We start from the raw sequence: 12,733 nt of genomic DNA, 5'->3' as shown, positions 1-12,733 counted from the left end.
CCCCGGGCGGGTCCTAGGCGGCGGTGCGCGGGACCAGGACGTTCTCGCCGCGCCGGCCGGCGGTGTAGTCGAGGACGTTCTGGACCGTGGTGTCGATGATCTGGCCGACCGCGTCCTCGGTGTAGTACGCCTGGTGGCTCGTCACCACCACGTGGGGGAAGGTCACCAGGCGGGCCAGGGTGTCGTCCTCGATGCCCGCGAGGGACTTGTCGAGGAAGAAGAGGCCGGCCTCGGCCTCGTAGACGTCGAGGCCGACGCCGGCGAAGCGGCCGGCGCGGAGTTCGGTGACGAGGGCCTCGGTGTCGACCAGGCCGCCGCGGCTGGAGTTGACCAGGATCGCGTCGTCCTTCATGGCCTTGAGCGCGGCGGCGTCGAGGAGGTGGTGGGTGGCGGGCAGCAGCGGCACGTGGAGGCTGACGAGGTCGGCTTCGGCGAGCAGCCGGTCCTTGTCCACGTACTCCATGCCCAGGTCGACGCAGGCCGGGTTCTCGGCGACGTCCCAGCCGAGGAGCCGCATGCCGAAGCCGTGGGCGATCCGGGCGAACGCCTCGCCGATCTTGCCGGTGCCGAGGACGCCGGCGGTGCGGCCGCGCAGGTCGCGGCCCATCAGCCCGTCGAGGCGGAAGTCGAAGTCCCGGGTGCGGTTGGAGGCTCGGACGATCCGCCGGTTGACGGCCATGGCGAGCGTCCAGGCGAACTCGGCGACGGAGTACGGCGAGTAGTACGAGACCCGGGCGACGGTGAGGCCGAGGCGCTCGGCGACCTCCAGGTCGATGTTGTTGAAGCCGGTGGAGCGCTGGGCGATCATCTGGGTGCCGCCGGCCGCGAGGGTCTGCAGGACCCGGTGGTCGAGGATGGCGTTGACGCTGGTGGAGATGATCTCGTAGCCGGCCGCGATGGGGGCGGTGTCCTCGGTGAGGAAGACGTCGAGGCAGCGGACGTCGTGGTGGCCGGCGAAGGCCCTCTCGATCATCGGCTTCTCGTCCGCCTGCACGCCGAACGCCAGGATCTCCACGCCAGTCCTCCCGCCAGAGAGCGCCTGAGAGCGCCAAAGAGCCGCATATGCGCCCGAATATACGGCTCCGTCCCGGCGTCCGCTCTCCGTCCGCCCGGCGCGCGGGCCGGTCAGCCCTCGTCGAGCCCGCGCTCGATCGCGTACCGGACCAGTTCGACGCGGTTGTGCAGCTGGAGCTTGCCCAGGGTGTTCTGAACGTGGTTCTGCACGGTGCGGTGCGAGATGACCAGCCGCTCGGCGATCTGCTTGTAGCTGAGGCCCTTGGCGACGAGCCGCAGCACCTCGGTCTCGCGGTCGGTGAGGCGCGGCGCCTCGGGCTCCCCGGCGCCCGCGGCGGGGGCGGGCTCGGAGGCGAGGCGGCGGTACTCGCCGAGGACCAGGCCGGCCAGGCCCGGGGTGAAGACGGGGTCGCCCGCGGCGGTGCGGCGGACCGCGTCGATCAGCTCCTCGGTGCTGGCCGACTTCAGCAGGTATCCGGTGGCGCCGGACTTCACGGCCTCCAGGACGTCGGCGTGCTCGCCGCTCGCGGAGAGGACCAGGACCCGGAGTCCCGGCAGCGTGCCGACGAGCTCCTTGCAGACCTGGACGCCCGGCTTGGCCGGCAGGTTCAGGTCCAGGACGAGGACGTCGGGGGCGGCGGCCGGGGCGCGGCGGACGGCCTGCTCGCCGTCGCCTGCGGTGGCGGTCACGTCGAAGCCGGCCTCGGCCAGGTCGCGGGCGACGGCGTCCCGCCACATGGGGTGGTCGTCGACGACCATCACCCTGATCGGCCGCTGCTCCGTCTGGTGCTGGACCTCGTTCACTGCTCTCCTGCCTTCCCCCGTGCGCCCCGCGCCGGTCGCGGGACCTTCAGTTCGACTTCGGTGCCCTGGCCGGGGACCGAGATCAGCTCGGCCGTGCCGCCCAGGTCGCGCAGGCGCCCCCGGATGGAGAGCGCGACGCCCATCCGGCCCTCGCCCTCCGCCTCGACGAGCCGGCCCTCCGGGATGCCGGGCCCGTCGTCCCGGACGGTGACGACGACCTCGTCGTCCCAGTCCTCGACCAGGATCCACGCGCGCGCGTCCGCGCCCGCGTGCACCCGCACGTTGTCCAGGGCGGCGCCGACGGCGGCGGCCAGTTCGCGGGCGGCCGCGGAGGGCAGCGGGACGGGCACCCCGGGGTCGGAGAGGGTGACCCGGGCGCCGGCTCGGGGGGCGAGCAGGGTGCGCAGGTCGACGGGGGTGCCGTCGTCGGGCTCGTCGTCGACCTCGACCACCCGGACCACCGCCCCTTCGGACTCGTCCTCGGAGACGTGGCTGGTGCGGGTGAGACCGCCGGCGACCAGGGTGCGCAGGGCGACCTCCTGCTCGCCGGCCATCCGGCCCAGCTCGGCGGCCTCCCCGCCGAGCGCGGTGCCGCGCCGCTGCACCATGGCGAGGACCTGGAGGACGCTGTCGTGGATGTCGCGGGCGAGCCGTTCGCGCTCCCGGGTGGCGGCCTCGATCTCCAGGGCGCGGGCGAGGGTGCGCTCGGAGGCGCGGGCGACCTCGACGACGTAGCCGATGGCGATGGAGGCCACCCAGACGAGGATCACGTTGTGGACGGTGTCCCGGCTGGGGTGGCCCCGCTCGATGATGTTGGCGACGGCCACGAGGGACGAGGCGAGGCCGGCCCAGCGCCAGCCGCCCTTGATGGCGTAGGCGAGGACCGAGCCGGCGGTCCATATGGTCGGCAGCGTGGGGCCGTCGACGGACTGGGCGTGGGCGTCGGCGAGCGGGGTGAGGAGGATGCCGGTGAGGGCGACGGTCAGGTCGGCGGTGAGGAACCGCTTGGTGCAGCTGGCCGCGTTCGCCACCCTGGGGAGGGTGGCGAGGGTCCAGACGCAGAGCACCGCCAGGTAGCCGACGGCGATCCAGGGCCGCTCGTAGGCGTCCCGGCCGGTGGCGAAGATCAGCACCGCGTAGACCATCGTCAGGACGCGGTATCCGGTCAGCGCCCGCCACAACGGCTGCTCGACCGACATGCGCACGACACGCTCGCGCTTGGCCAACTCCCCCACCCCCCGCAGACGTCCCTTCCCGGGAGCGTCAGGCGCCCGACTCTTCCCGTGCGGCGATCTCCGCCTTCACGGCCTCCTTGGCGGCCTTCTCCGCCTCCGCGATCTGCCGCTTGGCGGCGGTCGCGTAGATGTCGACGTACTCCTGCCCGGAGAGCTTCATGATCTCGTACATGACCTCGTCGGTCACCGAGCGCAGGATGAAGCGGTCGCCGTCCATGCCCTGGTAGCGGGAGAAGTCCAGCGGCTTGCCGATCCGGATCCCGGGGCGCATCAGCTTCGGGACGATCTTGCCGGGCGGCTGGATCTTCTCGGTGTCGATCATGGCGACCGGGATCACCGGGGCGCCGGTGGCCAGCGCCACCCGGGCGAGGCCGCCGGGCTTGCCGCGGTAGAGCCGGCCGTCGGGCGAGCGGGTGCCCTCGGGGTAGATGCCGAAGAGGCCGCCGCCCTCGATGACCTCGATGCCGGCCTTGATGGCCGCCTCGCCCGCGCCGCGGGCGCCGGAGCGGTCCACCGGGAGCTGGCCGACGCCCTTGAAGAAGGCGGCGGTCAGCCGGCCCTTCACGCCGGGCGTGGTGAAGTACTCCGCCTTGGCGATGAAGGTGACCTTGCGGTCGAGCACGGCGGGCAGGAAGAAGGAGTCCGAGAAGGACAGGTGGTTGCTGGCGAGGATCGCGGGACCCTCGGCGGGAACGTTCTCCAAGCCCTCCACCCAGGGCCGGAAGGCCAGCTTCAGGGAGCCTCCGATGGAGAACTTCATCGCGCCGTAGATCAACTCGCCATGCCTTCCGTGTGCCGTCGTGACGACTTTATCCCGTACCGGCGTGCCGCCCCCGCTGCGGCCCTGGTCGGGTGTCGGTCCGGTCGCGTACCGTGAAGGTCCTTCCCCCATCGCCGTACGACTCCGGCGCCCCCGACGCGCCGGAGCCGCAACCGAACAGGAGACCCCGGTGCCGGTCCTTCCCGGAGCCGAGCCGTACCGCCATGAGGGCGGAGAGGTCGGCGTCCTTCTCTGTCACGGATTCACCGGTTCCCCGCAGTCGATGCGCCCGTGGGCCGAGTACCTCGCGGAGCGCGGCCTGACGGTGTCGGTGCCCCTGCTGCCCGGCCACGGCACCCGCTGGCAGGACATGCAGCTCACCACCTGGCACGACTGGTACGCGGAGGTGGACCGGGCGCTGCGCGAGCTGACCGCCCGCTGCTCGACCGTCTTCGTCTTCGGCCTCTCCATGGGCGGGGCGCTGACCCTGCGGCTCGCCGCGAAGCACGGCGACGCGGTCCGCGGCATCGTCCTCGTCAACCCCGGGAACAAGGTGCACGGCCTGGCCGCGCAGGCGCTGCCGGTCGTGCGGCACCTCGTCCCGACGACGAGGGGCGTCGCCAACGACATCGCGAAGGAGGGCATGACGGAGGTCGGGTACGACCGGGTGCCGCTGCACGCCGCGCACTCGCTGCGGCGCTTCTTCCAGCTGGTCGACCGCGAGCTGCCGCAGGTCACGCAGCCGCTGCTGCTGCTGCGCAGCCCGCAGGACCACGTGGTGCCGCCGGCCGACTCGGCCCGGGTGCTCGGCCGGGTCTCCTCCACCGACGTGAAGGAGGTCCTGCTGGAACAGAGCTACCACGTGGCGACGTTGGACCATGACGCGGAGAGGATCTTCGAGGAGAGTCTGGCGTTCGTCGAGCGTCTCGCCCCGGGACTCGTGGGCGGGAAGGGGAGCAGGAGCGGTGGCTGACCAGCAGGACGGCGGCGAGCGGGAGCCGCAGCCCATCGACGAGGAGGCGGCGTGGGCCGCGATCGTCGCCGGGTACGGCGAGGAGCCCGCGGACCCGCCGGGGACGCGGCCCTTCCGGCCGATCGAGAACCTGAGGCTGCCGGAGCCGGAGGAGCTGGAGGCCCGTGAGGCCCGGGCGGCCTCGGGCAGCGACGTGCCGAAGCCGGACAAGACCAAGCGGGAGACGCCGTCGCCGCTCGCGCCGGAGCCGGAGCCGGGCCCCGACTCGGGCGACGAGGGGGACGAGAAGCCGGCCCTCGGCAGCTCGGTCGTCTTCGCGCCCGGGGTGCGTCCGGGCGGCCCGCGCGACTACAGCCTGGCGGAGCCGGAGTCCGGCGGCGCCTCGGACGAGGGCCACTTCGTGCCGCCGGAGCCGCCGCCGCTGCCGGAGGCGGACACCACCACCAAGTTCGCCTGGCTCGCGGTGGTCGGCGGCCCGGTCCTGATGCTGGTCGCCGTCCTCCTCCAGTGGGACATGACCTGGTGGCTCACCACCCTCTGCATCGGCGGCTTCCTGGGCGGCTTCGTGACCCTGGTGGCCCGTATGAAGGGCGACGACGAGGACGACGACGGCTACGACGACCCGGGCCGCGGCGCGGTGGTGTGACCCCTCAGGCCGGGGCCCGGAGCCTGACCGCCGCCAGCACGGGAAGGTGATCGCTGGCGGCGGTCAGGTCGGCCGGGTCGGGGGTGGTGGGGACGCCACAGCCCAGAAACTCGACGGCGTCCGTGGCCAGGATCGCGTCGACGCGGGCGTCCGGGGCGGTGGCCGGGAAGGTGTGCTCGGTGCCCCAGGGGCGGGCCTGCCGGCCGTCGCGGAGGGTCCGGGTGAGCCGGGTGAAGGCGGGGCCGCCGGGGCGCTCGTTGAGGTCGCCGGCGACGATCGTGTACGGGGTGTCCAGCGCGGCGACCCGGTCGAGGACCAGGCCGGCCTGGGCGTACCGCTCGTCCTCGCGCAGGCTCAGATGGCAGCTGACCAGGCCCAGCCGGACCGCGCCGAAGCGGACGACGGCGGTGGCGAGGCCGCGCCGGTGCAGGCCGGGGGTGAGCGGCAGGAGCACGTCCTCGGTCCGCTCGACGGTGGCCCGCAGCGAGCAGAGCAGCAGCGGCCCCGCGGCGGTGGCCCCGCCGGAGAGCACGACCAGTTCGCTCTTGGCGGCGAGCCGGGCCGCGTGCTTGCGCCAGCGGAAGAAGCGCGGCGCCTCCTGGACGAGGACGACGTCGGGCGCGCAGGACCGGATCACCCGGGCGAGGGCGTCCTCGTCGTCGCGCATCGAGCGGACGTTGTAGCTGAGGATCCGGACCACGGCCGAACCGTCCGGCTCGGTACGGGAGGCGGGCAGCGCGCCGGTCGCGTCGAGGGCCATGGGCCCAACATAGGCCGGATGCCCGCCCCGCCCCAGAGGGCGCGGCGGGCATCGACCGGATGGCGCGGGGGTCAGCCCTGGCGGGCCAGGTCCGCGGCGCCGACGAGGCCGGCCTTGTTGCCCAGCTGGGCGGCGAGGACCTGGGCGTGCGGGCGGTAGCTGCCGCCGATCAGCCAGCGCCGGAAGGACTTCCGGATGGGGTCGAGGACGAGCTCGCCCTCGTCGGAGACGCCGCCGCCGACGATGAAGGCGGACGGGTCGAAGAGCGACGCGAGGTCGGCCAGGCCGGCGCCGGCCCAGCGGGCCAGCTCGCGGAAGGAGTCGATGGCGACCGGGTCGCCCGCGCGGGCGGCCTCGCTGACGTGCTTGCCCTGGACGCCCTCGGGGGTGCCGTCGCCGAGCGCGAGGAGCACCTCGGCGTTCTCGGGGGTGGCGGCGGCGCGCTGCCGGGCGTACCGGACGAGGGCGCGGCCGGAGGCGTACTGCTCCCAGCAGCCCTGGCTGCCGCAGCCGCACAGCAGGCCGTCGGGGACGACCCGGATGTGGCCGAACTCGGCGGCGACGCCGAAGCGTCCGCGGCGCAGCTTGTTGCCGATGATGATGCCGCCGCCGAGGCCGGTGCCGAGGGTGATGCAGATGACGTCCTCGTGGCCCTGGCCGGCGCCGAAGCGGTACTCGCCCCAGGCGGCGGCGTTGGCGTCGTTCTCGACGACGACGGGCAGGCCGACGCGCTGTTCGACCTTGTCCTTGAGCGGCTCGTGCCGCCAGTCGATGTTCGGCGCGAAGAGGACGGTGGCCCGCTTGTCGTCGACGTACCCGGCCGCGCCGATGCCGACGGCCTCGATCTGGTGGCCCTTGCCGGCCTCGGAGACGGCCGCGCAGATGGCGTCGACGATGCCTTCGGGGGTCGGCGGCGTGGGCACCGTGTGGGTGTCGAGGATGCTGCCCTCCTCGTCGACCACACCGGCCGCGATCTTCGTGCCGCCGATGTCGACGCCGATGGTGAGTCCCATGAAGTCCCTCAGTTTTCGGTCGAGCCCCGCTAGGGCCCACCGTACCCGAGGGCAGGGGCCGTACTGATCAGTCGAGGTCGATGGGGCGGCCGGTGACGGGGCCGTCGCCGCCGTCCTCGCGGTCGTCCGCGTCCGGCTCGCCGGGGGTGTCGGCGGCCCGGCGGGGGTCGTCGTCGTCGAGGCCGGGGCCGCGGGTCCAGCGGGTCTCGTGGCCCTCGACGGCCGAGCGGTAGGCGGCGAGGAGTTCGCTGCCGGCGGCGGCGAGGTGGTCGAAGACCTGCGGGTTGCGCTCGATGACCGGCTCGACGGCGGCCTTCGCCTGGTTGACGAGGCCCTTGACGGTCTCGGCGGCCTGCGCGGCGGCACCGGCGGCCTGCCCGCCGAACAGCGGGGCGGCGGCGCCGAGTCCGCCGGTCAGCTTCTCGGCGACGGCCTCGAAGAGCCTGCGGAACTCCTCGGCGGGCGAGCCGGGCTCCTCGCCGTGCTCCGCGCGGCGGCGGGCCTTCTCCGCCTCCAGGTCCTCGGCGCACGCCTTGGCCCAGGCGTCCGAATCGCTGCTCATGGCGTACTCCTCCGTCGCTTCCCTTCCTTCGACGGTACACGCCCGGGGGCGCCGGTCAGGAGGGCTTGGGCCAGAGACCGGGGTCGGGGGCGAAGCGGACCGCGAGGTCGCCGTCGACGAGGCCCGCGCCGGTGACGGTGCAGCGGCGCAGGGCGGGCGGGAGGGGCAGGGTGCGGCGGAAGGGACCCGCGCCGAGCAGCAGTTCGTCACCCCGGCGGACGAGGGAGAGCTCCGTCTTGACGGCGCCGGGCAGCGGCAGGTGCCAGACAAGCACGCCGTCCTGCGCGCGCCGGTCCTCGACGGTCGGCGCGGGCGCGGGGACGGGCGGGAGGCCGGGGCGTACGGCGGCGAGCAGGGCGAGGTCCTCGGGGCCGCGCGGGTCGCGGCCGAGGTGCGGCAGCTCGTGCAGGAGCTCGCCGGCGTCGGCGCGGAGGGTCTCCAGGTGCCGGTGCTGCTGGGTGGTGAGGGCGGCGAGCCAGGGGTCCTCGGAGGCGGCGGGGAGCAGCCGGTTGGCGATCACGGCGTCGAGGGCGAGGCCCTGGAGGGCGAGGCCGAGGCGGGCGTCGCGGAGGGTGGCGGCGGCGGCCGGGCCGGGTTCGAGGACGAGCCGGACGGTGGTGTCGGGGGCCTCGACGACGGTCTGGACGGCGGCGAGCTCCCGCTCCCAGCGGGCGGTGGTCTCGTACAGCCACTGGGCGGGCATGGGGACGCCGGCGAGCTGGGCGAGCATCGGGCGGAGCGCGCGGGCGGCCTGCCGCTCGGGCGGCAGCAGCCGGCGCAGATAGCGGCGGAGCTGTCCGGGGAGGGCGAGGACGGTCAGCGCCTCGTGGAGCGGCGGCAGGTCGACGACGGCGAGGTCGTGGTCCCCGGCGGCGGCCTCGCGCACCGCGCGGAGCAGGGCGAACTGGCGGCTGCCGGGCAGCTCGGTGAGTTCGGCGTCCTCGAACGGCGAGGCGCCGAGGAGGTCGAGGGCGGTCTGCGAGCGGGCCTGGAGGGCGAGGAACTCGCGCCGGAAGTCCCCGGCGGGGTCGGGCCGCAGGACGGTGAGCGTCCCGGGGCCCGCGGCGGCGGCCGCGTCCGCGGCGGGGCCGGTGCGCTCCGGGTCGGTGTCGCCGGGGACGAGCAGCACGCGGCGGCCCGCGTGGGCCTCGGCGAGGGCGGTCGCCGTGGCGACCGTGGTGCGCCCGGCGCCGCCGGTTCCGGTGACGAGGATGATCCGCATGCGGGTGACGCTATCGCGGCCCCGCCGGGGCTCAGGCGCCGGATTCCACGCGCTTCTTCAGGCCGGCGAGGGCGCGGTCGATGATGACCTTCTCGGCCTTGCGCTTGATCATGCCGAGCATGGGGATCTTGACGTCGACGGTGAGCTGGTAGGTGACCTCGGTGCGGTCGCCGGCGAGCGGGGTGAGCCGGTAGGAGCCGTCGAGGGAGCGCAGCATCTGGGACTTGACCAGGGTCCAGCTGACCTCGTGGGAGCCGGTCCAGGTGTACGCGAGGGTGTGGTCGTCCTTGATGGCGCCGGCGTCGAGGACGAGCCGGACCTTCTCGGCGCGGCCGGCCTCGTCGGTGGAGAGGACCTCGGCCTGGGTGACCTCGCCGGTCCAGTCGGGGTAGCGGGCGAAGTCGGCGATCACACCCATGACGTCGGCCGGCGCCGCCTCGATGGTGATGCTCGAGCTGGTGTGTTCGGCCATCGCGGTGGCTCCTCCACTGTGCGGTCCGGCGGAAGTCAGAAGGCACGGACACGTGCCGGAGGCAGGCTATCGCGCCCCGGTGACGGGCCCGTCACCACTCCAGGGCGAAGGGGCGGCCGGTGGCCGCGAAGTGCCCGACGTTGACGCATTCGGTGGCGCCGATCCGCATCCGGCGGGCCAGCGGCTGGTGGACGTGGCCGAAGAGGGCGTAGCGGGGGCGGGTGCGGCGGATGGCGTCGAGGAGGGCGCGGCTGCCGCGCTCGAAGCGGCGGGCGACGGTGTCGTAGGTGAGGTCGGGGACCTCGGGCGGGATGTGGGAGCAGAGGACGTCGACCTCGCCGAGGGCCTCGACCTTGGCGGCGTACTCCTCGTCGGAGATCTCGTACGGGGTGCGCATGGGGGTGCGCAGGCCGCCGCCGACGAAGCCGAGGACGAGGCCGCCGAGCTCGATCCGCTCTCCGTCGAGGACGGTGGTGCCGGGGCCGGCGTACTCGGGCCAGAGGGTGGGGATGTCGACGTTGCCGTAGGTGGCGTAGGTGGGGGTGGGGAAGGCGGCGAAGAGTTCGGCGTACTGGCGGCGCACGGCGGCCTCGATGGCGGTCGCGCGGTCGACGGCGAGGCCGGCCCAGAGGCTGCGGCCGAAGTCCCGGGCCTCGTCGAAGCGGCGGGCGGTGCGCAGCTCGACGATCCGGTCGGCGTTCGCCACGCCGAAGAGGTCGGGGAAGATGCCCCGGCTGTGGTCGGCGTAGTCGAGGAAGAGGACCAGGTCGCCGAGGCATATGAGGGCGTCGGCGCCGTCCCCCGCCCGGGCGAGGGCGCCGGTGTTGCCGTGCACGTCGCTGACCACGTGGACTCGCATGGGGCCACCTTAGGGCGTCGGACCTGCGGTTACTTGGGAGTCGGGAAAGCTGTGGATTACTGTGCGGAGAGGGGCGTCACGCTGGTGTGACGCACGGAACATCTGGCCGGGACCCCCTATCGGGAACCACGTACTGGTGGGTAACGTCCGGGCAGTCCACAGTCGTGCTCACCCCCACCGAGCACCTGCCCGATCATGGACCGCACCGGTGCGTCACACAGAGCCGTGGCACCGGAGCCCGATGAGGAGCAGCAGTCTTGCGCGAGTTCAGCCTTCCGGCCCTGTACGAGGTCCCTTCGGACGGCAACCTGACGGATCTCATCCGCCGCAACGCCTCCCAGCACCCAGATGTCGCCGTGATGGGCCGCAAGGTCGAGGGCGGGTGGACCGACGTCACCGCCAAGGAGTTCCTCGCCGAGGTCCGCGGCGTCGCCAAGGGTCTGATCGCGGCCGGGGTCGGGGTGGGCGACCGGGTCGCGCTGCTCTCCCGCACCCGCTACGAGTGGGTGCTCCTCGACTTCGCGATCTGGAGCGCCGGCGCGGTGACCGTGCCGGTGTACGAGACCAGCTCGCCGGAGCAGATCCAGTGGATCCTCGGCGACTCGGGCGCCTCGCTGGCGGTCGTGGAGTCCGCGGCGCACCAGGCGTCCGTGGAGTCCGTGCGCGGCGAGCTGCCCGCGCTCCGGGGCCTGCACCAGATCGAGGACGGCGCGATCGCGCGGCTGACCGAGGCGGGCGCGGAGGTCTCGGACGAGACGCTGGACGCGCGGATGTCGGCGGCGAACGCGGACGACCCGGCGACCATCGTCTACACCTCGGGCACGACCGGCCGCCCCAAGGGCTGCGTGCTGACCCACCGGGCGTTCTTCGCCGAGTGCGGCAACGTGGTGGAGCGCCTGAAGCCGCTCTTCCGCACCGGCGAGTCGTCGGTGCTGCTCTTCCTCCCGGCCGCGCACGTCTTCGGCCGGCTGATCGAGGTGGCCTCGGTGATGGCCCCGATCCGGCTCGGCTGTCTCCCCGACATCAAGACCCTCACGGACGAGCTGGCCTCCTTCCGGCCGACGCTGATCCTGGGCGTGCCGCGCGTCTTCGAGAAGGTCTACAACTCGGCGCGGGCCAAGGCGCAGGCCGACGGCAAGGGCAAGATCTTCGACAAGGCCGCGCACACGGCGATCGCCTACAGCCGCGCGCTCGCCACCCCGCAGGGCCCGTCCTTCGGCCTGCGGCTCAAGCACAAGCTCTTCGACAAGCTGGTCTTCTCGAAGCTGCGGGCGGTGCTCGGCGGCCGGGGCGAGTACGCGATCTCCGGCGGCGCGCCGCTGGGCGAGCGGCTCGGCCACTTCTTCCGCGGCATCGGCTTCACGGTCCTGGAGGGCTACGGCCTGACGGAGTCGTGCGCGGCGACCGCCTTCAACCCGTGGGACCGCCCGAAGATCGGCACGGTCGGCCAGCCGCTGCCGGGTTCGGTGGTGCGGATCGCGGACGACGGCGAGGTGCTGCTGCACGGCGAGCACATCTTCACCGGGTACTGGAACAACGAGGCGGCGACGGCCGAGGCGCTGGCGGACGGCTGGTTCCACACCGGTGACATCGGCACCCTCGACGAGGACGGCTACCTGGCGATCACCGGCCGGAAGAAGGAGATCCTGGTGACGGCGGGCGGCAAGAACGTCGCCCCGGCGGTCATCGAGGACCGGATCCGCGCCCACGCCCTGGTGGCGGAGTGCATGGTGGTCGGCGACGGGCGTCCGTTCGTCGGCGCGCTGGTCACCCTCGACGAGGAGTTCCTGGGCCGCTGGGCGTCCGAGCACGGCAAGCCGGCCGGCACCACCGCCGCCGCGCTCCGCGAGGACCCGGAGCTGCTGGCCGAGGTGCAGCGGGCGATCGACGACGGCAACGCGGCGGTGTCGAAGGCGGAGTCGGTCCGCAAGTTCCGCGTCCTGGCGTCCCAGTTCACCGAGGAGGCGGGCCACATCACCCCGTCGCTGAAGCTGAAGCGGAACGTGGTGGCGAAGGACTTCGCGGACGAGATCGAGGCGATCTACGCCAAGTAGGCGGGCGGCGGAAGGGGCCCGGCGCGGGTGCGCCGGGCCCCTCACCCGTGTCTACAGCAGCTCCCGGAGCTTCTCCGCGAGCAGGTCCCAGCGCCACTTCTCCTCCACCCAGGCCCGGCCGCGCTCGCCCATGCGGGCGCGCAGGTCGGGGTCGAGGAGGAGGGTGGTGACGCGGTCGGCGGTGTCCTCGGCGGACTCGCCGCGGACGACCCAGCCGGTCTCGCCGTCCAGGACGGCGTCGGGGGCGCCGCCGGAGTCGCCGGCGAGGGGCAGCGTGGGCGGGGCGGGCTGCGCCCGGGTGTGGAGGGTGTGGGCCCGCCGAGTGCGCGCGGGGCCGGGGGGGGGGGGGGGGGCGGTGG

The 12,733-nt window shown here is 73.8% G+C and carries 14 protein-coding genes; 3 read left to right on the top strand and 11 right to left on the bottom strand.

Annotation, left to right across the window (positions count from 1 at the left end):
* Positions 1-13 precede the first annotated feature (13 nt).
* The 4 genes from ACFW1I_RS24705 to ACFW1I_RS24690 form a co-directional block, all read right to left on the bottom strand.
* On the bottom strand, positions 14-1,015 hold the full coding sequence (locus ACFW1I_RS24705) for a 2-hydroxyacid dehydrogenase (RefSeq protein WP_384673690.1): 1,002 nt from the start codon (positions 1,013-1,015) through the stop codon (positions 14-16).
* A 110-nt stretch (positions 1,016-1,125) separates the two neighbouring features.
* Positions 1,126-1,773: a response regulator transcription factor gene (locus tag ACFW1I_RS24700; protein ID WP_319008136.1), complete on the bottom strand. Its 648-nt coding sequence runs from the start codon at positions 1,771-1,773 to the stop codon at positions 1,126-1,128.
* 41 nt (positions 1,774-1,814) lie between these two features.
* Positions 1,815-3,044 carry a MacS family sensor histidine kinase gene (gene macS, locus ACFW1I_RS24695; protein ID WP_384673687.1) on the bottom strand — a complete coding sequence of 410 codons (1,230 nt, stop codon included), beginning with the start codon at positions 3,042-3,044 and terminating at the stop codon, positions 1,815-1,817.
* A gap of 37 nt (positions 3,045-3,081) precedes the next feature.
* A complete protein-coding gene (locus ACFW1I_RS24690; protein WP_384673685.1) occupies positions 3,082-3,813 on the bottom strand; it encodes a lysophospholipid acyltransferase family protein in 732 nt (243 codons plus the stop codon).
* Between the two features lie 190 nt (positions 3,814-4,003).
* On the opposite strand from ACFW1I_RS24690, the gene ACFW1I_RS24685 reads away from it, so the two are divergent.
* On the top strand, positions 4,004-4,786 hold the full coding sequence (locus ACFW1I_RS24685; protein WP_384673682.1) for an alpha/beta hydrolase: 783 nt from the start codon (positions 4,004-4,006) through the stop codon (positions 4,784-4,786).
* Positions 4,779-5,432, top strand: coding sequence for a hypothetical protein (locus tag ACFW1I_RS24680; protein ID WP_384673680.1), 654 nt, complete (start codon positions 4,779-4,781; stop codon positions 5,430-5,432). The genes ACFW1I_RS24685 and ACFW1I_RS24680 overlap by 8 nt, the downstream gene beginning before the upstream one ends.
* Before the next feature lie 4 nt (positions 5,433-5,436).
* On the opposite strand, the gene ACFW1I_RS24675 is transcribed toward ACFW1I_RS24680, so the two are convergent.
* The 6 genes from ACFW1I_RS24675 to ACFW1I_RS24650 all read right to left on the bottom strand — a co-directional run bounded on the left by ACFW1I_RS24675 (position 5,437) and on the right by ACFW1I_RS24650 (position 10,320).
* A complete protein-coding gene (locus ACFW1I_RS24675) occupies positions 5,437-6,192 on the bottom strand; it encodes an endonuclease/exonuclease/phosphatase family protein (RefSeq protein WP_384673678.1) in 756 nt (251 codons plus the stop codon).
* Positions 6,193-6,263: 71 nt separating this feature from the next.
* Positions 6,264-7,205, bottom strand: a complete 942-nt coding sequence (locus ACFW1I_RS24670; RefSeq protein WP_031007029.1) for an ROK family glucokinase — start codon at positions 7,203-7,205, stop codon at positions 6,264-6,266.
* 67 nt (positions 7,206-7,272) lie between these two features.
* Positions 7,273-7,767, bottom strand: coding sequence for a DUF5304 domain-containing protein (locus ACFW1I_RS24665; RefSeq protein ID WP_384673674.1), 495 nt, complete (start codon positions 7,765-7,767; stop codon positions 7,273-7,275).
* 55 nt (positions 7,768-7,822) lie between these two features.
* Positions 7,823-8,989 (bottom strand): ArsA-related P-loop ATPase, encoded by a 1,167-nt coding sequence (locus ACFW1I_RS24660; protein ID WP_384673672.1) that lies wholly within the window; start codon positions 8,987-8,989, stop codon positions 7,823-7,825.
* Positions 8,990-9,020: 31 nt separating this feature from the next.
* Positions 9,021-9,461: an SRPBCC family protein gene (locus ACFW1I_RS24655; protein WP_384673669.1), complete on the bottom strand. Its 441-nt coding sequence runs from the start codon at positions 9,459-9,461 to the stop codon at positions 9,021-9,023.
* A 91-nt stretch (positions 9,462-9,552) separates the two neighbouring features.
* On the bottom strand, positions 9,553-10,320 hold the full coding sequence (locus tag ACFW1I_RS24650) for a metallophosphoesterase (protein ID WP_384673665.1): 768 nt from the start codon (positions 10,318-10,320) through the stop codon (positions 9,553-9,555).
* 257 nt (positions 10,321-10,577) lie between these two features.
* On the opposite strand from ACFW1I_RS24650, the gene ACFW1I_RS24645 reads away from it, so the two are divergent.
* Positions 10,578-12,374, top strand: a complete 1,797-nt coding sequence (locus ACFW1I_RS24645; protein ID WP_384673662.1) for an AMP-dependent synthetase/ligase — start codon at positions 10,578-10,580, stop codon at positions 12,372-12,374.
* A gap of 51 nt (positions 12,375-12,425) precedes the next feature.
* On the opposite strand, the gene ACFW1I_RS24640 is transcribed toward ACFW1I_RS24645, so the two are convergent.
* Positions 12,426-12,733 (bottom strand): glycosyltransferase (locus tag ACFW1I_RS24640; protein ID WP_384673659.1); only part of this gene is annotated, 308 nt, incomplete at its 5' end.

This window comes from Streptomyces sp. NPDC058955 (assembly GCF_042741435.1).
Lineage (GTDB): Bacteria > Actinomycetota > Actinomycetes > Streptomycetales > Streptomycetaceae > Streptomyces.
The sequence above is the reverse complement of the archived record's forward strand: the minus strand, read 5'-3'. Positions and strand labels throughout refer to the sequence as shown.